At 75.5% G+C, this 22,037-nt stretch carries 14 protein-coding genes; 10 read left to right on the top strand and 4 right to left on the bottom strand.

What is annotated here, in order from left to right; all coding sequences use genetic code 11:
• The first annotated feature begins 36 nt into the window (after positions 1-36).
• The 9 genes from ACH4E7_RS10450 to ACH4E7_RS10490 all read left to right on the top strand — a co-directional run bounded on the left by ACH4E7_RS10450 (position 37) and on the right by ACH4E7_RS10490 (position 16,057).
• Positions 37-690, top strand: coding sequence for a maleylpyruvate isomerase family mycothiol-dependent enzyme (locus ACH4E7_RS10450; protein ID WP_396248606.1), 654 nt, complete (start codon positions 37-39; stop codon positions 688-690).
• An 81-nt stretch (positions 691-771) separates the two neighbouring features.
• Positions 772-1,863, top strand: a complete 1,092-nt coding sequence (locus ACH4E7_RS10455) for a PP2C family protein-serine/threonine phosphatase (protein WP_396248608.1) — start codon at positions 772-774, stop codon at positions 1,861-1,863.
• Between the two features lie 440 nt (positions 1,864-2,303).
• On the top strand, positions 2,304-3,698 hold the full coding sequence (locus ACH4E7_RS10460) for an MFS transporter (protein ID WP_396248610.1): 1,395 nt from the start codon (positions 2,304-2,306) through the stop codon (positions 3,696-3,698).
• A gap of 54 nt (positions 3,699-3,752) precedes the next feature.
• Positions 3,753-5,057: a non-ribosomal peptide synthetase gene (locus tag ACH4E7_RS10465; RefSeq protein WP_396248611.1), complete on the top strand. Its 1,305-nt coding sequence runs from the start codon at positions 3,753-3,755 to the stop codon at positions 5,055-5,057.
• Positions 5,058-5,246: 189 nt separating this feature from the next.
• Complete coding sequence (locus ACH4E7_RS10470) at positions 5,247-8,333, top strand: amino acid adenylation domain-containing protein (RefSeq protein ID WP_396248613.1); 3,087 nt, start codon at positions 5,247-5,249, stop codon at positions 8,331-8,333.
• Positions 8,330-9,505: an acyl-CoA dehydrogenase family protein gene (locus ACH4E7_RS10475; protein WP_396248614.1), complete on the top strand. Its 1,176-nt coding sequence runs from the start codon at positions 8,330-8,332 to the stop codon at positions 9,503-9,505. The genes ACH4E7_RS10470 and ACH4E7_RS10475 overlap by 4 nt, the downstream gene beginning before the upstream one ends.
• A gap of 24 nt (positions 9,506-9,529) precedes the next feature.
• The gene (locus tag ACH4E7_RS10480) at positions 9,530-11,353 is read left to right on the top strand and encodes a non-ribosomal peptide synthetase (protein ID WP_396248616.1); all 1,824 of its coding nucleotides are present in this window, start codon (positions 9,530-9,532) and stop codon (positions 11,351-11,353) included.
• A 73-nt stretch (positions 11,354-11,426) separates the two neighbouring features.
• Positions 11,427-13,235, top strand: coding sequence for an amino acid adenylation domain-containing protein (locus ACH4E7_RS10485; protein ID WP_396248617.1), 1,809 nt, complete (start codon positions 11,427-11,429; stop codon positions 13,233-13,235).
• The gene (locus ACH4E7_RS10490; protein WP_396248618.1) at positions 13,232-16,057 is read left to right on the top strand and encodes a condensation domain-containing protein; all 2,826 of its coding nucleotides are present in this window, start codon (positions 13,232-13,234) and stop codon (positions 16,055-16,057) included. Before ACH4E7_RS10485 ends, ACH4E7_RS10490 begins: the two co-directional genes overlap by 4 nt.
• A gap of 222 nt (positions 16,058-16,279) precedes the next feature.
• Here ACH4E7_RS10490 and ACH4E7_RS10495 read toward each other — a convergent pair whose 3' ends face one another.
• The 3 genes from ACH4E7_RS10495 to ACH4E7_RS10505 all read right to left on the bottom strand — a co-directional run bounded on the left by ACH4E7_RS10495 (position 16,280) and on the right by ACH4E7_RS10505 (position 20,271).
• Positions 16,280-17,602: a VWA-like domain-containing protein gene (locus ACH4E7_RS10495; protein ID WP_396248620.1), complete on the bottom strand. Its 1,323-nt coding sequence runs from the start codon at positions 17,600-17,602 to the stop codon at positions 16,280-16,282.
• Positions 17,599-18,819, bottom strand: coding sequence for an AAA family ATPase (locus tag ACH4E7_RS10500; protein WP_396248622.1), 1,221 nt, complete (start codon positions 18,817-18,819; stop codon positions 17,599-17,601). Before ACH4E7_RS10500 ends, ACH4E7_RS10495 begins: the two co-directional genes overlap by 4 nt.
• Positions 18,820-18,909: 90 nt before the next feature.
• Complete coding sequence (locus ACH4E7_RS10505; RefSeq protein WP_396248623.1) at positions 18,910-20,271, bottom strand: hypothetical protein; 1,362 nt, start codon at positions 20,269-20,271, stop codon at positions 18,910-18,912.
• 341 nt (positions 20,272-20,612) lie between these two features.
• Here ACH4E7_RS10505 and ACH4E7_RS10510 point away from each other — a divergent pair, with 341 nt between their 5' ends.
• Entirely contained in the window at positions 20,613-21,296 is a 684-nt protein-coding gene (locus ACH4E7_RS10510) for a polysaccharide deacetylase family protein (protein ID WP_396248625.1), read from the top strand.
• A gap of 97 nt (positions 21,297-21,393) precedes the next feature.
• Here ACH4E7_RS10510 and ACH4E7_RS10515 read toward each other — a convergent pair whose 3' ends face one another.
• On the bottom strand, positions 21,394-21,888 hold the full coding sequence (locus tag ACH4E7_RS10515; RefSeq protein WP_396248626.1) for a DUF1772 domain-containing protein: 495 nt from the start codon (positions 21,886-21,888) through the stop codon (positions 21,394-21,396).
• Positions 21,889-22,037 lie beyond the last annotated feature (149 nt).

Raw genomic sequence — 22,037 nt, forward strand, 5'->3', positions numbered from 1 at the left:
GGACGTGCGGACGGCGGGCACTGCAGGCTGAGGGGCATGGAGAGCGTGCGGCAGGACCAGGGTGTGGAATGGATCCGCGAGCAGATCGCGGCGGAGCGACGGGAACTCGCCGGGGTGTTCGCCGGCCTCACGGCGGACCAGTGGAACTCGCCCTCGCTGTGCGACGGTTGGCGGGTACGGGAGGTGGCCGCCCACATGAGCACCGGCTTCCGGCACTCCAAGGCTCGGACGGCCTGGGAGCTGGCCCGCTCCGGCGGGAACATCCATCGGATGGCGGACCGCGTCGCCCGCCGGGACGCTGCCGCCCTCACCGACCGTGAGCTGTCCGCCGCCCTGGCCGACCACGCGCGGCACCCCTGGCGGCCCCCGGTCGGCGGCCGGATCGCGGGCCTCGCCCATGACGCGGTCCACGGTCTCGACATCACCGTGGCCCTCGGGATGCCCGCGCGCCTCCCGCTGCCCCGCGCCGCCGCGCTGCTGGGCGCGGTCTCGGCGCGGAGCGTGCGCTTCTTCGGCGCCCGGCTGGAGGGTGTGCGGCTGCGGGCGACGGATGTGGAGTGGTCGTACGGGGAAGGGCGCTCGGTGGTGGAGGGCCGGGCGGAGCACCTGCTGCTGGTGGCGTACGGGCGGCGGGTGCCGCGCGGGCTGCTGGCGGGGGAGGGGGCGGAGCGGTTCGGGTGGGATCGGTAGGGGGCTGCGCGGGACGCGCGCAGTGCCTACGATCGGAAGCACCCCTTCCGAGTGGATGGCGAGACGGAAGCCAGGTCGCCGATGGCCCCGAGGTCCGCGCAGTGGCCGCCGTACGTGCGGGTCGCGCCGTGGTTGCTGATCGTCGGCGGGCTGGTGTGGAACGCGCTGGAACCGACCGCCTACTGGGGCGATCCGCTGCTGGCGGCGGCCGCCGTACTGGCGGGAGCGCTGCTGACGCTGCGGGACACGGTGGCCGTCGCGGTGGCGAACGTGACCGGGATCCTGCTGCTGTCCGCGCAGGACGGGTCGATCGGGACCCGGGCCGGCTATCTGGAGCTGTTCAACACGCTGTTCGCGGCGCTGCTCGGGGTCGGGGTGAACCGGGTGGTGTCGCGGCACGGGCGGCGGCTGGCCCGGGTGCGGTCGGTGGCGGAGGCGGCGCAGCGGGCGGTGCTGCCGGCGCCGCCGGGGCGGGTGGGGGAACTGGAGGTCGCGGCCTGTTACCGGGCGGCCCAGGACGAGGCGCTGATCGGCGGGGACGCCTACGCGCTGCAGGCGACCCCGTACGGCGTGCGGGTGCTGATCGCGGACGTGCGGGGCAAGGGGCTGCACGCGGTGGGGGCGGTGTCGGTGCTGCTGGGCGCGTTCCGCGAGGAGTCGCACCGCGCGCCGGACCTCGTCGTGCTCGCTGACGGCCTGGAGCGCTCGCTGACCAGGGAGAGCGCCCAGCTGAGCGAGGAAGTGCGACTGGAGGGGTTCATCACGGCGCTGCTGGTGGAGTTCCCGCCGGGGGAGGCGCTCGCGCGCACGCTGGACTGCGGGCACCCCGGGCCGTACCTGCTGGGCGGTGGGCCGACGGTGTGCCGGTGGGACGCGGCCGACCCGGGGCTGCCGCTCGGGATGGGAGCCCTGGGCGTGGCGCGGCCGGAACCGGAGACCCGGGCGTTCCCGCCGGGGTGCACGCTGCTGCTGGTGACCGACGGGGTGACCGAGGCCCGGAATTCGGCGGGGGAGTTCTACGACCCGGTGCTCGGGCTGGCCCCGCTCGGTCCGTTCGCGGGGCCGGGGGAAGTGCTGGACGCGCTGGTGGCGGACGTGGCGCGGTGGACGGGTGGGCCGCGCGACGATGACATGGCGGTGCTCGCCGTCACCAGCCGAACGGCGACGGGGTGACCGGCCGAACGGACGCGGGGTGACCCGCCGAACGGCGACAAGGTGACCCGCCGCAGCGCACACCGGGGCGCCGATCGCACACGTGTTTCACGGCTCAGCCCGGTCACGCTGATATCACGATGAAGTTACGGAAGGTGAGTGCTCCATAAAATCCGGCCAAGTTGAGTGACGTCCTCCGGTGGCCGGAAACCAGACGTCCGAATATCGGACGGCGAAATGGACCGCTGCTCCCGTGGGCGGTGCGGATCCCCTGTCGGGCCGCGCTGCCTTGGGTAACGGGCGGGTGCGGCGTCGCGGCGGATCGGCGCCGGGGCATAAGGGGCCGTAAGGGAGGAGCAAGAGCAGGTCAGGGCAGTGGCGGGATCCTGCCGACCTGCGGTTCGTCTGGAAACGGTTCCGCCGGTTGCCGCGTATCGAAGAGGTGACCGAGAGTCGCATTGATGAACGAGATGCTTCGCCCCCGCCAGGCCCGTCTGCTCGACCACCGCGACTTCCGGCTCCTGTTGGCCGGAGCCGCGGCGGCCCAGACGGGCAGCCAGGTCACCCTGGTCGCCCTGCCGTTGGTGGCGGTGGTGGTGCTCGACGCCACACCGTTCGAGGTCGGCCTGTTGACCGCCGCCGAGACCGCCGCCTTCCTGCTGGTCGGCCTGCCCGCCGGGGCCTGGCTGGACCGGATGCGCAAGCTCCCGGTGCTGATCCGCGCCGACGTGGTGCGCTGCATCGCCGTCGGCTCGATCCCGCCGGCGGCGGCGCTCGGGGTGCTGACCATGCCGCAGCTGTACCTGGTCGCGCTGGTCACCGGGGTGGCCACGGTGTTCTTCGACGTGGCCCACCAGTCGTTCCTGCCCGCCGTCCTGCCGCGCGAGCGACTGGTCGGCGGCAACGGGGCACTGGAGACGGTCCGGTCCTCGGCGCAGATCGCCGGGCCGGGCCTGGGCGGCGGGCTGGTCCAGCTGCTCGGCGCGCCGCTCGCCATCGTGGCGGACGCCTGCGGCTACCTCGCCTCCGCGCTGCTGCTCACCCGGATCCGGGTCGAGGAGGCGCGGCCGGAGCCCGAGCCGGGGCGCTCACTGCGGGCCGAGGTGGCCGAGGGTGTGCGGTTCGTCCTCGGGCACCCGCTGCTGCGGGCGATCGCCACCGCCACCGCCGTGTCCAACCTGTTCGCCGCCGTGCTGATGGCCGTGCAGACGGTGTTCTGGGTACGGGTTCTCGACCTGTCACCCGGCGCCATCGGCGCGCTGCTGTCGGCCTCCGCCCTCGGCGGACTGGCGGGCGCGCTGTGCGCGGGGCAGCTGTCCCGCTGGGTCGGGCAGGCCCGGCTGATCTGGCTGTCCACCGTGGTGACCGCGCCGTTCGCGGTGCTGTGGCCGCTGTCCGAGGGCGGCGCGGGCGCATGGCTGTTCGGTCTGGCCGCGGGCGTGGTGCTGTTCGGTGCGGTGGCCTACAACGTCGCCCAGGTGAGCTTCCGGCAGAGCGTCTGCCCGCCCGAGCTGCTCGGGCGGATGAACGCCACCATGCGCTTCCTGGTCTGGGGCACCATGCCGATCGGCGCCCTCGGTGGCGGGCTCGTCGCCGACCGGGCCGGGCCGCGCGCCGCCCTGTGGCTCTGCGCGGCGGGATTCCTGTTGGTGCCGGTGCCGCTGCTGTTGTCGCCGCTGCGGCGGATGCGCGACCTGCCCAAGGCGGAAGCCGGGGCCACCGCGCCCGTGGAGGTCCAGGGTGCTGCGGCCACGGAAGCCCAGGACGCCCAGCACGCCAAGCACGCCCAGAGTACCGAGCGCGCCGAGAGTGCCGAGACCGCCGAGCAGCCTACTGCGAGCCCGACCACTTCCTGACCCCTGACCCCTGACCGAGCACCCGAGCCGAGACCGGAAACCGGAGACCGTTCCGTGCACGCCAGCATCACCGCCGCCTACCTCGCCCGGTACCGCTCCGCCGCCGCCGACTCCCCGGTGGAGCTGCTCCCGCTGACCGGCGCCCAGCGGCGGTTCCTGATCACCCGCCGACTCGCGCCGCTGATCCGCTCCGACATCGTCCCGCTGTTCTTCGCCTACCCGCGCGGCACCCTCGACCTGGCCCGGCTGGGGCGTGCGGCCGCCGCGGTCGCCGCCCGCCACCCCGCACTGTGCGGCGGCTTCGCCACCGTACGCGGTACACCCGTGCTGCGGGCCGGCGGGCCCTCGGTCGAGGTCGCCCGGATCGCCGTCGCACCGAACGGAACCCCTGGCGGCGGAACCCCCAGCGGCGGAACCCTCAGCGGCGGCGCCGCCGAGGCTGCGCTGCGCGCGGCCCTGCTGGACTGGCCCCTCGACGGGCCCGCGCTGCGCCTGCTGATCGCCCAGGAGCCGGACGGGGACGAGGAGTTGCTCGCCCTCGCGCTGGACCACGCGGCCTGCGACGAACAGTCCCTCGGGGTGCTCGTCGGCGAACTCACCGAGGCCTACCGGCGAGACGAGTCGCCCGCGCCCGGCCCTGACCCGCAGGTCCTGGCCGACTTCCGGGAGGCCGTCGAACTCCAGCTGGCCGCCGAGGAGGCCGCCGCCGGCGAGGCCGCCCAGGCCCACTGGGGGCGCCGGCTCGGCGCCCTGACCGGGGCCGGCGGCGGCGCGGCCACGGCCACCGGCATGCTCACCGAGCGGCTACCCGCCGCCGAGGGCGCCGCCCGCAGCGCCGTCTTCCCCGCCCTGCTGGACGCCGTCGGCGCCGCCGCCCAGCGGCTGCACCGCGCGGACGGCCCGCTGGCGCTCGGCTATCCGTGGGGCGGCCGCCCGCCCGGCGCGCCCGCCGCGCTCGGCTGCTTCCTCAACACCCTGGTGCACGCCGTGCCGACGCAACCCGCCGCCGACCTGGAGGCGCTCTGCGACGACTGGTGGGACGACCTCGACCACGCCGGCACCCCCTTCGACGAGGTGGTGCGCGCGGCCCGGGCCGCCGGCTCCCGCTGGTCCGGCGCGCTGGACGCGATGCTCACCCTGGAGGACCTCCAGCGGCGCCCGCCGCTGGTGCTCGGCGGCGTCCCCGGCCGGGAGGTCCACCTCGCCGGACGGCCGCTCGCCGCGCCACTGGCCGTCGCCGCCGCGCACGGTGACGAGCTGCTGGTCCGTTTGGCCTGGGACAGCGAGCGCTTCCCCGCCGCGGACGCCGAGGCCGCCTTCGAACAGCTGCTCGCCGTGCTGCGCCACCACCTCTCCTAGGCCCAGCCCCTTCCAGCGGGGCCACCCCCTTCCGGCAGGCCAGTCCCTTCAGACAGGCCAGTCCCTTCGAACCTCGGGCCGCACCCTCACCCCGGTGCGGCCCGGCCCCCACCGGCCGCCGCGGGACCACCCCACACCCGCGCCCGGTCACCGCAGTGCCAACACGCCCACCACACAAGGGAATCACCCATGTTCGCACTCTCTCCCTCGCAGGAGATCGTCTGGCTGCACGAGCAGATGCTGCCGGGCAGCCGCGCCTACAACTTCACCGCCGTGCTCGACCTGTGGGGCACCCTCGACCGCGACGCGCTGCACGCAGGCCTCGCCGCAGTCCTGGGCCACCACCCGGGCCTGCGGCTGGAGTTGGTCGCCCGAGCGGAGGGCCTGCCTGGCCAGCGGGTCGCCGAGAACTGCCAACCGGTGCTGCGCCACAGCGACTTCAGCGCCGAGGCCGATCCGGAGGCCGCCTTCCGCCGGCTGCTCGCCGCCGAGGCCGAGGAGCCGCTGGACACCGAGTGCGCCCCGGTGCTGCGCTGGCACCTGGTCCGACTCGGCGAGGACCACCACCGGTTGATCCACGTCGAGCACCACCTCGTCCACGACGGCCACTCCTTCGCCATCCTGCTGCGCGACCTGTTCACCGTCTACCGCGCCCACGTCCTCGACCAGCCGTACGAGCTGCCCGCCGCCCCCTCGTACGAGCAGCACGCCCGCCGCTCGGTCGACCCCGACGCCCGTGAGCGCGCTCTCGCCTTCTGGACCCGGGAGCTGGCCGACGCCCCGCGCGAGGTCACCCTTCCCGGGCTGGCCAAGCCGGGCGTCGAGCGCCGCCACCGCGGCGGGCAGCTGCGCCAGTCGATCGGGGCCGACCTCGCCGAGCGGCTGCGCGAGCGCAGCAAGGCCGACGGCCACACCCCGTTCAGCACCCTGCTCACCTTGTTCGCGGAACTGCTGCGCCGCCACAGCGGCCACCGCGAACTCGTCATCGGCACCGCCGTCGGCAACCGGCCGGAGGGCTTCGAGAGCACCGTCGGCATGTTCGTCAACACCGTGCCGCTGCGCCTGCGGCTCGACCCGGCCGCCCCCGGCACCGAAGCCGTGGACGAGGCCACCGACGTCCTGTTGCGCGCCCTGCCGCACCAGGACCTGCCGGTGCAGGAGCTGACCCGCCGCCTGGGGCTGCACACCGGCGGCGCCGACAACCCGCTGTTCAACGTGATGTTCAGCGCGCACGACGCCGCGCTGCCCGACGTCCAGGCACCCGACCTGGAGGTCTCGCTCTACGAGGGCTTCAACACCGGCACCACCCGCTTCGACCTCGACCTGGTGCTGCTGCCCGACGACCGCCGGGTGGTCGGCGAGAAGCACGGCGCCGCCGGGATGACCCTGGTCTGGGACTACGACGCCGACCTCTTCGGCGAGGCCGGGGCCGTGCTGCTGGCCGACCGCCTGCTGGAGCTGCTGCGGTGCTACCTCGACCGGCCGCAGGCGCCGCTCGCCGAGCTCGCCCCCACGGCCGAGGCCGAGCCCGCCGCCCCGGTCACCCCGGCCGGGATGGACCCGGCCGCCGCCCACGACCCCACCGCGCTCGCCCTGCTGGCCGGCACCGAGCGGCTCAGCTACGGCGAACTCGACCGCCGGGTCGGCGAGTTGACCGACCGGCTGCGCGCCGCCGGGGTCACCCCCGGCCAGCCGGTGGCCGCCGTGCTGCCGCGCGGCACCGACAGCGTGGTCGCCCTGCTCGCCTGCCTGCGCCTCGGCGCCGTCTACGCGCCGCTGTCCACCGAGGACCCGGCCGCCCGGCTCGGCCTGCTGCTGGAGCGACTCGCCCCCGCGCTGGTCCTGGCCACCCGGCAGAGCGCGCTCGCGCTGCCCGCCGAGGGAGTCACCCCGGCGCTGCTGGACGGCCCCGCGTTCCCGAAGGCTGAGCCCGCCGCCGTGCTGGAGGGCGCCGCCTACGTCATCCACACCTCCGGCTCCACCGGTGTGCCCAAGCCCGTCCTGGTCGGCCGTGAGGCGCTCGCCGGGTACGTCGCCGCGATCGCGGCCCGCTACGAACTCACGTCCGCCGACCGGGTGTTGCTGTTCGCCCGGCCGTCCTTCGACGTGGCACTGGAGGAGGTGCTGCCCGCCCTCGCCGTCGGCGCCGCGCTCGTGCTGCCGCAGCGCGAGGTGCCCACCGGGCCCGAGCTGGTCGCCGTGCTCGCCGCCCGCGGCGTCACCGTCGCCAACCTGCCGACCAGCTACCTGCTGGGCGTGCGCGAGGACCTGCGCGAGGCGCTGCGGGACGGCCGTTGGACGCCCCGGCTGCTCGTCCTCGGCGGCGAGCGTCTGCCCGCCCGCGCGCTGACCGGCTTGACCGAGTCCACCACCGTGCTCAACGCCTACGGCGTCACCGAGGCCACCGTCACCTCCACCGTCCACCGGGTCACCGAGGCCGACGTCGCCGAGGACGGCGAGATCCCGCTCGGCACCGAGATCGACGGCGTGCGGATCCACGTCCTGGACGAGACCCTGCGCCCGCTCCCGGCCGGCTGTGTCGGTGAACTCGTCGTCGGCGGCGACCTGTTGGCCGAGGGCTACGTCGGCCTGCCGGAGCCCACCGCCGCCCGCTTCACCACCGTCCCCGCACTCGGTGGCGCCCGGGTCTACCGCACCGGCGACCGCGGCTACCGCGACACCGAGGGCCGACTGCGGTTCCTCGGCCGCGCCGACAACCAGGTCAAGCTGCGCGGCCACCGGATCGAACTGGAGGAGATCGAGGCCGCGGCCTCCACCGAACTCGGCGGCCGCTCCTGCGCGGTGCTGCTGCACACCGACCCGCAGACCGGCCCCCGCCTGGTCGGTTTCCTGGAGGGCACCGACCGCCCCGACCAGGCCGCTCTCCACGCGGCGCTGGCCCGCCGGCTGCCCGGCGGACTCGTCCCCGCCACCTGGACAGCCGTCCCCTCGATGCCCACCCTGCCCGGCGGCAAGCCCGACCGCGCCGCCCTCGCCCGGTTCGCCGACGAGACCCCCGAGCAGCAGGAGAGCGCGCCCAGTGCCTTCGCCGACCCCGGCCAGGAACTGATCGCCGCCGCCTGGCGCGAGGTGCTCGGCCACGACCGCTTCACCGCCGACTCGCACTTCTTCGAGGTCGGCGGCCACTCGCTGCTCGCCGCCCAGCTGGCCGCCTTCCTGGAGCCGCACCTGGGCAGCCGCCCGCCGCTGCGCACCCTGTTCCGCCACGCCGTGCTGGCCGACCAGGCCCGCGTCCTCGCCGGAGGCTCCAAGTGAGTGCCCCTTCCGCCGTCCTCGAAGCCGGCCACCGCGAACTCGTCGACGCCTTCGAGAGCTTCGTGCGCCGCGAACTCGTCCCGCTCGCCGCCGAGTTGCCCGAGACCGCCGACCAGGTCCCGGCCGACCTGCGGGCCTATGTGCGCAAGCGCTCCGCCGCGCTCGGCTTCTACGCCGGGGACTACCCCGAGGAACTCGGCGGCGCCGACATGCCATTCACTGCCGTCGTGCTGCTGCACCACGCCGCCGGGCGCAGCGGCTGCGTGCTCGCCCCGTACGCGCTGGCCGGTTCCGACGGCCCCAGCCCGCTGCTGCGGCACGGCACCCCCGAGCAGATCGAGCGCCACCTCGTCCCGCTGGTGCGCGGCGAACAGACCCGCTGCCTGGCGCTGACCGAGCCGCAGGCCGGTTCGGACGCGTTCCGGCTCACCACCACCGCCGTGCGCACCGGTGACGGCTGGGTGCTGAACGGGCGCAAGACCTTCGTCAGCAACGCCGAGCACGCCGGGATCGCGCTGGTGGTCGCCGCCACCGACCTCGGCGACGGCGCCGGGCCCACCGCCGGGGCCACCGCCTTCGTGCTGCCGATGGACCAACCGGGGCTGCGGATCGGCCAGCGCTACGAGGGCATGTCCGGCGAGCCGCTGTTCGAGTTGCTGCTCGATGGGGTCAGCGTCGGCTCGGAGGCCGTCATCGGCGGCGAGGAGGGCATCGCGGCGGCCACCGCCCTCGCCATGGACAGCCTCTCCCGCGGCCGTCTGGTGGTCGCCGCGATGTGCAACGGCATCGCCGAGTACGCGCTGCGCGCCGGCGTCGAGTACGCCCGCGAGCGGCGCGCCTTCGGCCGGGTGATCGGCGAGTACCAGCACGTGCAGGAGCACCTGGTGACCACCCGCGCCGAGGTGGAGGCGTCCAAACTGCTCACCCTCGCCTGCGCCCGGCTGGTGGACGAGGGCACCGAGGCGCCCGAGAACGCGGCACTCGCCAAGCTCACCGCCTCCGAGACGGCGGTGCGCGCCGTGGACCGCTCGCTCCAGGTGCACGGCGCCACCGGTTGGGTGCGCGGCCACCCGCTGGAGTTCCTGTACCGCTATGTCCGGATGACCACGATCATCGAAGGTACCTCCGAGGTCCAGAAGGTGATCATTGCCCGTTCCATGGGTTTGAACTGACGACTAGTCACCTATCTGGAGTCGATGATGGAATCCCTGAGCATCGGGTACGGCCGTCCGCACCGGGACGGCGGGGTCCTTGACCTGTTCACCGGCTGGGTGCACCGCACCCCGCACGCACCCGCCCTGATCGACGGCGAGCAGAGCTACAGCTACGCCGAGCTCGACCGCCTCGCCGAGGCCGTCGCCGAGACCCTGCGCGGCCGGGTCGGCAAGGGCGACCTGCTCGGCGTCTGCCTCGGCCACTCGGCCGCGCTGGTCGCCGTCACCCTGGCCGCCGCCAAGCTCGGCGCCGTCCACCTGCCGCTCGGCCCGCGCCCGGGCGAGCGGCGGCTGCAGGCCGTCGCCGAGCAGCTGCGGCCGTCCTGCCTGGTCGGCGAGCCGGCCGTCCTGCCGGCCGGCGGCGAGCGGCTGTCGCTGGACCTGCCCGCCACCGGCGTGGTGGAGGCCGTGCTGGCCTCCGGCGATCAGGCCGCCGTCCCGGTCGGCACCCACTACGCGGTGCTGACCTCGGGCTCCACCGGCACCCCCAAGGCCGTCGCCGTCACCGAACCGGCGCTCGGCGCGCTGCTGCACTGGTACCGCGAACTGACCGACCTCGGTCCCGGCGCCCGGCACAGCCTGCTGATCGGGGTCGCCTTCGACCCGCACCTGATGGAGCTGTGGGCCGGCCTCACCTCCGGTGCCGCGCTGGTCGTCGCCCCCGAGGCCGTCCGGTGGGACTCCGGCGCGCTCACCGACTGGCTCCGCGAGGCGCGGATCACCGTCACCGTGCTGCCCACCCCGCTGGCCGAACCCGTCCTCGGCCGGCCCTGGCCCGCCGGGCTGGCGCTGCGCCATCTGACCGTCGGCGGCGACCGGCTGCGCCGCGCCCCCGGGCCGGACGTCACCGCGACCGTCCACAACGCCTACGGCCCCGCGGAGGCCACCGTCACCACCACCGTGCACACCATGGCGCCCGGCGGCGACCACGGGGACGGCGCGCCGCCGATCGGACTGCCCGTCCCGGGCGCGGTCGTCCTGGTCACCGACGAGCAGGGCCGCCCGGTGCCCAGAGGAGTGGCCGGCGAGCTGCGGATCGGCGGCCGGGGCCTGGCGGCCGGCTACCTCGACCCCGAGCTGACCGCCCGCCGCTTCGTCGAGGTGCCGCCCGGCGTGGACGGCATCGACCGGCTCTACCGCAGCGGCGACCGGGTGGTGATGCGCGCCGACGGCGTGCTGGAGTTCCACGGTCGTCTGGACGACCAGGTCAAGGTCAGCGGAGTGCGGATCGAACCCGCCGAGGTCGAGGCCGCCTTCGAGCGCGACCCGCGGGTACGCCGGGCCGTGGTCGCCGCCGAGGCCGCGGCGACGGGCGGCGCCCGGCTGGTGGCCTTCGTCCAGGCCGAGGACGGTGCGCAGGCCGAGGCCCTGCTGGGCGCGGTGCGGCCCTGGCTGCCCGAGCAGGCCGTGCCCTCGGTCGTCCGGCTGGTCGACCGTTACCCGCTGGACGCCAACGGCAAGGTGGACCGCGCGGCGCTGCTCGCCGCCGAGCCGCCGGTCGCCGCGGGCGCGGGGGCCTTGGGAGTCTCGGGGGCTTCGGGAGTCTCGGAGGTCGAGGAGGGCGACACCCCGGTCGAGCGCACCGTGCTGAAGCTCTGCCGCGAGCTGATCGGCCGCGCCGACCTCGGTCCGGGCGACAACTTCCTGGCGTCGGGCGGGAATTCGCTCGCCGCCGCCCGCCTGCTGGAGTCCCTGGAGGGGGAGTACGGCGTGCGGCTGCGCGCCGCCCTGCTGCTGCGCCAGCCCGACCTGCGGGCGATCGCGCGGCTGGTCGAGGAGCGAATGCCCAGCACCTCGCTCGCGTAGGAGCCGTCCGTCCACCCCGCCTGAGCACGGGCGCCCCGGCCTCGCCGCCGGGGCGCCCGGAAGGGAACCAGCCATGACGCTCACCATCCCCACCGTCTCCACCCTCCCCACCGTCTCCACCCTCCCCGCTCTGATCGCCCGGCAGGCCGAGAGGCACCCGAGCGCGCTCGCCGTGACCGACGGCTCCACCTTCCTCACCTACCGTGAACTCCTGGACGCCTCCGGCCGGTTGGCCGCCGTCCTGGCCGCGCGCGGGATCGGCCCCGGCAGCGCCGTCGGCCTGCTCTGCGCCCGCTCGACCCGCCTGGCCGTCGCCCAGCTCGCCGTCTGGCGGGCCGGCGGCCACGTCCTCCCGCTCGACCCGGCCTACCCGCGCCCGCGCATCGCCGAGATGACCGCCGACGCGGACGTGCGCCTCGTCCTCGGCGACAAGGCGCTGCTCGCCGAGGTCGGACTGCCCGAGGAACGTGCCCTGGTGCTGACCGAGCGCGGCACCGAGGCGACCGCGGAGACGGTGCCGGACGCCGCTGAGGCGGCCGCGCCCGCCCTGCTCTACTACACCTCCGGCTCCACCGGCCGCCCCAAGGGCGTGCTCGTCCCGCACGGCGCCGTCGCCGACCTGGTCACCGCCCCGGACGCGGTCGCCCTCGGCCCGCGCGACCGGGTGCTCTTCCACTCCACCGTCTCCTTCGACGCCGCCACCTTCGAACTGTGGGCCCCGCTCGCCCGGGGCGCCGCCGTCGCGATCTCCCCTGCCGAACGGCCCTCCACCGAGGAACTCGTCCGCGACGTCGAGCGGTTCGGCGTCACAACCCTCCTCCTCACCACCGCGCTCTTCCACCACCTGGCCGCCAAGCAGTCCCGGGTCTTCGGCGTGCTGCGCACCGTGGTCGTCGGCGGCGAGGCGATGTCCGCCGAGCACGCCGGGGCGGTGCTGCGGGCCTTCCCGTGGCTGGAGCTGTGCAACGGGTACGGGCCCACCGAGGCCACCACCTTCACCACCCTGCACCGGGTCGCCCCGGCCGACTGTGACAACGGTGCCGTCCCGATCGGTCGACCCTTCGGCGACGCCCGGGTTCTCGTCCTGGACGAGCGGCTCGCGCCGGTGGAGCCCGGCACGGTGGGCGAGCTCTGGATCGCCGGCGGGCGGCTCGCCCAGGGCTACCTCAACCGGCCCGAGCTGACCGCTGAGCGCTTCCGCGTGCTCCCGGGCCACGGCCGCGCCTACCGCAGCGGTGACCTGGTGCGCCAACGGCCGGACGGTGTCCTGGAGTTCCACGGACGCACCGACGACCAGGTCAAGGTCCGGGGCTTCCGGATCGAACCCGGTGAGGTCGAGCACGCGCTGCTGCAGCTCCCCGAGGTCGCCGAGGCGGCCGTGGTGGTACGCCGCGCCGGGCAGCCCGACGCCGCGCTCACCGCCTGCCTGGTCCTCGCCGAGGGCGCCCGACCGGGCGTCGAGACCCTGCGCACCCGGCTCGCCGAGCGGCTGCCCGCCCACCTGGTGCCCACCGCCTGGACGGTCCTCGACGTGCTGCCGCTCACCGGCAGCGGCAAGGTCGACCGGCGGGCGCTCGCCACCGCCCCCGACCCGGCCGCCGCCTCCGGCCCGGCCGAGGCCGCGCTCACCCCGATTCAGCAGGCCGTCGCCGAGGCCTGGAGTCGCGCCCTGGAGCGCCGGATCGCCGACCCGGCCGCCGACTTCCTCGCCGAGGGCGGCCACTCGCTGCTCGCCATGTGGATCGTCGACGACCTGCGCGAGGACCTCGGCGTCGAACTCTCCCTCGCCGACTTCCTCGACCACCCCACCGTGGCGGCGCAGGCCGAACTGCTGGAGCGCGCCCTGCGGGCCGCCGACGACACCCCCGGAGCCGACCGATGAGCACCACCGACCAGAGCGACCTGTTGCGCCGCGCCCGCAACCGCCGCGCCGCCACCGCGCCCGGCCGCCCGGCGGCAGCCCCGGAGAGCCCGGCCGGCCCGGCCCCGCTCTCCCACGCCCAGCAGCGGATGTGGCTGATGGACCACCTCGGCCAGGGCGGCGCCCTCTACAACGTCCCGCTCGCCGCCCGACTGCGCGGCCCGCTCGACCCGGCAGCCCTGGCCGCCGCGCTCACCGCCCTCACCGAGCGGCACGCCGTGCTGCGTACCCGCTACCCCCGCCGGGGCGACCAGCCGTACCAGCGGATCGAACCGGCCGCCCCGGTGCCGCTGCCGATCGTGGACGCCGACGGCACGGACCGGCTCGCCGTCGAGGCCGCCCGGCCGTTCGACCTGGCCACCGGCCCGATGCTGCGCGCACTGCTGCTCCGGCACGGTCCCGAGGACCACACCCTGCTGCTGACGATCCATCACATCGCGGTGGACGGCGGATCGCTCCCGGTGCTCGCGGCCGACCTTGCCGCGCTCTACACCGCGGCCCGTGACGGCGTCGAGCCGGGGCTCCCGGCGCCGGGCATGCCGTACGCCGAGTACGCCCGCCAGGAGCGCGCACGCGACGCCGAACTCACCGCCGCCGCCGACGCCCGCGCCGCCCACCTGGCCGGGGCCCGGCCGCTGCCGCTGCTGCGGCCCGTCCCGCCCGGCACCCGCGAACGCCGTGCCGCCCTGCACGCCGCACCGCTCGACCCCGCCACCGTCGAGGGCCTGCGGCAGCTCGGCACCCGGCACGGCGCGACGCTGTTCGCCGTCGTGCTCGCCGCCGCCTTCGCCACCCTGCGCACCGCCTCCGGCCAGAACGACCTCACCCTGGGCTGCGCCAGCGGCCATCGGGCCCGGCCCGAGCTGCGCCGGACCGTCGGCCTCGGCGTCAACACTCTCGCGGTGCGGGCCGAGCTGGCCGGGGAGCAGACCTTCAGCGAGGCGCTGGCCCTGGTACGTGGCGCGCTGCTCGATGCGCAGCACCACCACCAGGTGCCCTTCGACCTGGTGGTCGAGCGGCTCGGCGCGGCCTCGCGCGGCGCGGACGGCACCCCGCTGCTGTCGGTCAGCTGCGACCTGGTCCAGCCCGTCACGCCGCTGGAACTTCCCGGGCTGGACGTCGAGAACATCGAACTCGACCTCGGGCTGGCCAAGTTCGGCCTCGCCCTGCTGCTGGAGGACGGGCCGCAGCCGCGCTGCCTGGTCCAGCACGACCGGGACGCGCTGGACGAGGCCACCGCCGCGCGGTTGCTCGACGCCTTCGCCGCCGTGCTCGGCGCGGTGGCCTCGGACGCCGACCGGCCGCTGGCGGAGCTGCCCGGAAGCCGTCTGGTCGCCACCCAACACCCGCTGGTGGACGCGCTGTTGGCCGACCCGAGGGTGGCCGAGGCGGCGGTGGTCGAGGCCGCCGGCGGTCCGCCGCTCGCCTACGCCGTGGTGCGCGGCCCGGTCACCCCCAGCGGCAGCGACCTGCGTTCGGTCCTGCGACGCAGCCTCGCTGCTGCCGAACTCCCGCTCGCGATCACCCTGTTGGACCGGATCCCGCGTGCCGTGGACGGCGCCGTCGACCGAGGCCGACTGCCCGGTGCCGCCCCGGCCGGCGCCTCCGCGCGACCCGGCCCACTCGACCTGGTCCGCACCGCCTTCGGTGAACTGCTCGGCAGCGTCCCGCCCGCCGACGGCGACTTCTTCGCCCTCGGCGGCCACTCGCTGGTCGCCGTCCAGCTCGCCGAACGCCTGCGCACCCGCGTCGGGCTGCCGCTCACCGGTCTCGACATCCTGGAACAGCGCACCCCGCGCGCCCTCGCCGGGCTGCTCGCCACCCGCGCGGACGAGCGCCGTGCCGCCCTCGCCCGGACCGGCGCCCACCCCCGCACCGAGTCCCGCACCGGGACCGTGTTGCTCACCGGTGCCACCGGTGGCGTCGGCGCGGCCGTACTGCAGGAGCTGATGGCCCAGGGCCGCCCGGTGCGGGTCCTGGTCCGACCGGAGTCCGCGCACCTGCCGACCCTGCACGGCGCCGAGATCGCCGAAGGCGACCTGGCCGACCTGGACAGCCTCCACCGCGCGGTCAAGGGCGTGGACGCGGTCATCCACTCCGCCTGCACCTTCACCGAGCACGCCACCGACGTCGCCGCCATGCGCGCCCTGCTGGACGGCTGGTCCGGCGGGCCGTTCGTGTTCGTCAGCAGCATCGACGCCTACGGACGGCCAACCGGCGCGGACGTCGCCGAGGGCGGTCCGAGCGGCGCGCCGGTCACCGCCTACGGGCAGGCGAAGCTGGACTGCGAACAGCTGCTCTTCGAGGCCGCCGAGGTGGGCGGCCGCGGCCCGGTCACCGCCGTGCGCGCCCCGATCGTCTGGGGCCCGCAGCAGCGGCTGCGCGACCAGCTCCGCTGGGGCTCCACCGGCGAGCTGTACCAGGCCGCGCTGGCCGGCCGGCCCATCTCCCTGCCCGCCCCAGCCCCCGGCGGGCGCGACGCCTGGAACGGCGCCGCCTGGGTGCACTCGGCGGCCCTCGCCCGCGCCCTCGCCGCCTGCGCGGTGCCCGACCACCCCGCCGCCGGACGCGTCGTGAACGCGATCAGCGGGCACGTCTCCTGGGCGGAGTTCACCGCCGAGCTGATCCGGCTGCTCGGCTCGGAGAGCACGCTGGACCAGCGCCCCGACGCCGACCCGGAGCTGCGCCGCCCCTGGCACTACCGGGCGGAGACCCTCGCGGCCGCGCTGCGGCCGGAACCGGGGGAGGACTGGCGAACCGTCCTGGCGGCCATGGTCGGCTGAGGCCGGCGCATGCGGCGGAGGAGTCCGGCACCGGACTCCTCCGCCCGGCTGCCGCAGCCCGATCGGGATCGGCGAGCACCCGTGCCGCCGGCCCGGCCGCGTCCTCCGGTGCCACCTCCGCGAGCGCCCGGCGGTAGCGGGCGAACCGTGCGTGCTCGTCGGGCGCCCGGTCCGCCGCTTCGGCCGACCCGGTCGCGTCGGCCGGGAGCCCACCCGACCGCCTCAGCCGATGGTCACCACCCGCGCCCACGCGGGTGGCGCGTCCGGCCGGTAGTCGGGGTTGGCCTCGTTGTACCGCACCGGCCTGCGGAACAGGCCGACCACCGTACGACAGGACGGCGCGACCTCGGGCCAGGGAGTCTGCCCGTCCGTCAGCACCACCACCACGTCCGGCTGCGGCCGGGTCCGCAGCGCCGCGGCGAAGCCCGTGCGCAGATCGGTGCCCCCGCCGCCGATCAGGGAGATGCCCGCCGCCTGACAGATCGGCTGGACGGTCTGCGCGGCCGCGTCACAGGACAGGACGGTGACCTGGTCGTGACGGCCGCCGACCGCCCGGCCGATCGCCGCGACCTCCAGCAGCGCGCTGCCCAGCTCGTCGTCGGAGACCGACCCCGAGGTGTCGATCACCACCGAGACGCGCGGCGGGCGCCGCCGCAGGCTCGGCAGCACCGCGCCCGGCAGGGCGGTCGAGCGGCGGGCGGGCCGGCCGTAGCTGTAGTCCCCGCCCGAGCCGGGCCCGGAGACCGCCGAGCGCATCGCCGCGCCCAGCAGCTGGCGCCAGGGCTGCGGCGGGTGGAACGCCTCCTCGGCCCAGCGCCGCCAACTCGCCGGCGTGTCGCCGGGGCGGGCCCGGATGCCCTCGGCGACCCGGAAGCGGACGGCGTCCCGCTCCTGCGGGGTCAGCCCGTCGGCGCCGTCCGGCCCCAGCTCCCAGGGGCGGTCCACGCCGTCGGCGCCGCTGCCGCAGTCCAGCCAGGCCAGCCCCGGTTTGCGCAGGTCGAAGCCGAAGCCGCGGAGGTAGTCCTCCATCAGCTGCCCCTCCGGCAGGTGGAGGCGCCTGGGCGTCAGGGCGCCCACGGGGGTGACCAGCCCGTCCCCGTACGCGTCGTCGTTGATCTCGCAGTCGGCGGCGATGTTCATCCGCAGCCGGTCGTCCCGGCCCTTCAGCCCGAGGTCGTGGGCCAGCCGGTCGCTGCGCCCGTGATGGTCGCGCAGCAGGTGCGACACCTCGTGCACCCACACCGAGGCCAGGTCCTCCACCGGGGTGCGCTCGACGAAGGCCGGCGAGGCGTAGCAGCGCCAGTAGCGGTCCACGGCCATCGTCGGTACCTGCCGGGACTCCACCAGGTGCAGGGCGAACAGCGCGGTCGCCAGGTAGGGGCGGGCCCGGACGGCCTGCAGTCGGGCGGCGTACAGCTTGTCGAGGTCCAGCCGGCTGGCCTGCGGCTTGATCTGCCAGCCGGCGTCCAGGGGTGTGGGGGCCGGCCTGGCGACCTTCGGCCTGATGCGCCCGCCGACGTCCAGCGGCGTCATGCCCGCGCTCATCGGCGGGTCTTCGCGTCGGCCCGGGCGGCGGCGCGGTCGGCCCGCCGGGACACGGCCACCGCCGAGGCCAGGTGCTCGATCGACTCCGGTACCTCCCAGTCCTCCCGACGCAGCGAGGCCAGCGTGGTGGCCGGGACGACCAGTACATCCGGCGCGCCGGTCTCCATCGCCCGCACCAGCAGCGCCCAGGCCGAGTCCCACCTCGCCCGCTCCGGCCGGTTGCGTACCGCGGCCACCACCCCGTCCAGCACCACCTGGCGCAGGTCCCCGCGCTCGGGCAACACCGCGTCCGCCGGGTCGGCGAGCAGCTTCTCCGGGTCCGGCAGGTCCATCCGCTCCATGCTCGCCATCAGCTCCAGCCCCGGACCGTCCCCGACGGTTCCCCGCACCAGCAGCGACAGCACCTCTCGGGAGGAGCCGGCCGCGGTGGCGAAGGCGATCAGCCGCAGCGTCATGTCCCAGCTGCGCGGGGACGGCCAGGCCCCGCCGCGCCGGGTCTCGGTGGTGGGCAGTCGGTGCACCAACTCCGGCCGGGCGGAGAGCAGTTCACACACCGCGCGGCGGGCGAAGGCGACCGCGGCCGGCAGCTGCGCCGGATCGAGCTGCGGAAGGGTGGCGACCGGCCACACCCCGCCGAGGCCGCGCACCACCACCTCGTGGTCGTGCACCCACTGCAGATGGACGAACCGGTTGGCCAGCGGCGGGCTCAGCTCCCACCCGTCGGCCGCCGAGGAGCGCGGGTTGGCGGCGGCCACGATCCGTACGCCGGGCGGCAGTTGGAGGGCGCCGATGCGCCGCTCCAGGACCAGCCGGAGCAGTGCGGCCTGGACGGCGGGCGGCGCGGTGGACAGTTCGTCGAGGAACAGCAGCCCGCGCCCGGCCCGGACCAGGCGCACCGCCCAGTCCGGCGGGGCCAGCGGGACGCCCTGCTGCGCCGGATCGTCTCCGACGATGGGCAGGCCGGAGAAGTCCGAGGGCTCGTGGACGCTGGCGATCACCGTGGTGAGCGGCAGCTCCAGGGCCTCGGCGAGCTGGTTGAGGGCGGCGGTCTTGCCGATTCCGGGCTCGCCCCAGAGCAGGACGGGCAGGTCGGCGGCGACGGCCAGGGTGAGGGCCTCCAGTTGGATGTCGGCGCGGGGCTCGGTGCTGGTGTCGTTCAGCAGGGTGAGCAGCTCGCGGGCGACGTCGAGCCGGGCGGCGGGGGCGTGCGTGGGCATGGGTGATCACCTCGGGAAGTCGGAAGCTCAGGACGTCGGAAGCTCGGGACGTCGGAAGTAGAGGGGCTCGGCCAGGGGTTCCGGCAGGCTTCAGCGCGTGCCGGTGCGCGGGTTGCAGTGTGGGCCGCACTGCGGGTTGCAGCGCGCGGCGGTGTACAGGCGGGAGCGGCGTCGGCACGGGCGCCGGCGGAACGGGAAGCCGTTGGGCCCCGGGTCGGTCAGGCCCGCCCGGTAGAGGCCGTAGGCCGTCCGGCGCTTCACGGCCGCCGTCAGTTCGTCCCGCAGCGGGCCCGGGCGCAGTACCGCCCGGGGACCGAGCAGGTCCTCGACCACGGCCAGCGCCCCGGCGGTGTCGCCGTGGTCCAACCGCTCGCGCACACCGGCCAGTTCGGCCGGATTGCGGTACGCCTGGTCGACGGCCCGCAGGCAGGGCAGCGGGGTGCCGGACAGCGCCGCGAGCAGCTCCTCACGGCGCAGCTGGGCCGGGTCGTGGTCGAGCGGGGTGAGCACCCCGTCGACCACGGCGATCCGGTGCCGGGCGCCGCGACAGTCCACCAGCCGTTGCGTGGGCGGTAATTGGAGCGTCCGGCTCGGCTGGTGTCCGGGCGCGAGCGCGGCCGCGACCAGTGGGTGCAGCCGGTCCGGCTCGATCGCGCCGCTGTGCAGCAGGTCGAGGTCGGGCAGCGCCCAGGTCGCCGCGTCGGGCAGCAGCGGCAGCGCCTGGAAGTTTCCGGCGGCCTCCGCAGCGGGTTCGCCCGCCCTGAGCAGCACGTGCCGCCGACGCCCCAGCCGCACCACGACGGGTCCGGCCGGGCGCCCGTCGGCGCGTAGCAGTAGCTCGGCCTCGGCGGCCCACCGGTCGACGGCGCAGCGCAGCGCAGGCGTGCCGAGGCCCTCAGCCTCCTGGGAGCTCGGCGGACCGGCCCCGGCGCGCAACGCCAACTCCCCGCTCCGGTCCGCGTCCCACAGGTGCCGGTGCAGGTCGTAGCGGAACCGGCGGCTGGGATGCGGGTGCGGATGCCGGGGCCCGCCGTCGTCGTAGCCGTCCCAGAGTGCGAGGCTGATGTGCTGCCCGTACGCCGCCCAGGCGGGTGGCGTACGGACCACCAGGGACACCGGCCGCTCGCCCGGGTACCGGGCCAGCGCCATGGTGAGCCCCGGCCGCAGCAGCCCGTCGGGGGCGGTCCTCGGCAGGTGCCAGCGCAGCAAGTCCGGTGCCAGGCGGCGCAGATCGCTCCGCACCCGGTCGGCGATCTGTTGGCCGTGGGTGCGCGAGACGTCCCGAAGCCGGAACTCGACCTCGACGTTCGCCGCAGCGCAGGCCCCGGCCCAGTCGCCGACCCGGCGTCGCTCGGTGGCGGTTTCGATCATGGAGGGCGGCACGGCGTACTCGCGTACGCGCCGCCAGAAGGAAAGGTGGGAGTCGTACCCGTTCGCGGTGTGAGTGTTCATCAGCACTCACCTTGCGCGGACGGGCCCTCCGATCTGTGATCAGCGAGAGTGGTCATCGCCGGGGAGCATAGCGCCCGCCGCCGCCGTCCGCCACACCGATTCGGCCCGCGCCCGTCCGTCGGCGCTCAGGGACCGCTGGAGGGCAGGGCGAAGTCGCCCTCGGTGGATTCCGCCGGGGGCGCTCGGTCGTGCCCTTCCACGCGCGGGGCGATCGTCGAACAAGTCAACCCGCCGCTCGGCTGGCCGATTTCATCCCTTTTCGTCCCCAGGTGGGTCGCGGGGGCGTGGCGCTCGGGCGCAGACTGGTCCGTGCACGGGAGTTCCGACCGCAAGGGGTAGGCATGGCCGTACGACCCGGCAGGCGCAGGGCAGTTGGACGGATCCGCACCGCGATCGGCGCGCTCGCCGTCGCGCTGGTGGCGGGAGTGGTGGTCGGGGTGCCGGCCGCACCGGCGGAGGCGGCCGGGGGCAAGGTCGTGTACCTGACCTTCGACGACGGCCCCAGCCCCGCCTACACGCCGCGGATCCTGTCGATCCTCGACCGCTACGGGGTGCACGCCACCTTCTTCGAGATCGGTGAGAACGTTGCGGCCCATCCCTCGCTGACCAAGCAGGTCGCCCGCCAGGGGCACAGCGTGCAGAACCACTCCTGGTCGCACCCGGACCTGCGCCGGCTCTCCGCGACCTCCTTCAACGCCCAGGTGAGCAGGACCGATCAGGCCATCCGCGCCCAGACCGGCCGCGCCCCCAAGTGCCTGCGCCCGCCGTACGGCGCGGTCAACGGCACGGTGCGCTCCCGGGCGGCGGGGCTGGGCAAGCAGGTGGTGCTCTGGTCGGTCGACCCGGCGGACTGGTCCCGACCGGGGACGGGCGCGATCCAGTCGCGGGTGCTGAACAACGTCCGTTCGGGTTCGGTGATCCTGCTGCACGACGGCGGCGGCGACCGCAGCCAGACCGCAGCCGCGCTGCCGACGATCCTGTCCACCCTCAAGGCGCGCGGGTACAGCTTCGGGATCCTGTGCTGACCGGGCGATCCCGCCCTGACCAGGGGACCTTCGGCTGACCGGGCAGGCGCAGACGCGCAAGGGCCGGCCCGGTGGCCGACCCTTGGTCGCGGGACCGTCAGCTCCGCCCGTTGAGGATCAGCGCCCAGGCGAGGCACCCGAGCGCGGCGGTGCACAGCAGGGCGCGCAGCACGTTGAAGCGCACCCATCGCACCTCGAAACGCCCGCGGACCGCCGCCGGGTCGGCGATCGCCCGCGGTGTTCCGGCGGCCGCCAACTCGTCGTTCAGCGGGATGTTGACCGAACGGGTGACCCCGATCGCCGCCGCGTACAGCACCAGGGCGGCCACCGTCGCGGGCAGCACGTCATGGCCGTCCGAGGGCAGGTGCAGGGCCACCGCGGCCGCCGTGGTGAGCAGGGTGCCGACGAAGCCGAGCACGAACCAGCCGTTCAGGATCGCCACGTTGACGCGCTGCATGACCTCGATGAACGTCCGGTCATCGACCCGGGCGAGCGCGGGCATCACCGAGCACGCGTACGCGTAGAACAGTCCGGCGGTCAGTCCGCAGGTCAGGGTGGCCGCCACCAGGACGAGTGTGCGCGCCGTCTCCATCTTCGCAGCCCCTCTGTTCGGTATCCGCCGGGTACCGGCCCGGTCCCCGTGGGCCGATCATCCGGCATTCGGGCCGCCCGATCCACCGCGACCGCTCACAACCTCCTCACATGACGAACCGTCAAATGACCTCCTGGTGTCGGCTGAGA

Source organism: Kitasatospora sp. NPDC018058, from assembly GCF_044327205.1.
Lineage (GTDB): Bacteria > Actinomycetota > Actinomycetes > Streptomycetales > Streptomycetaceae > Kitasatospora.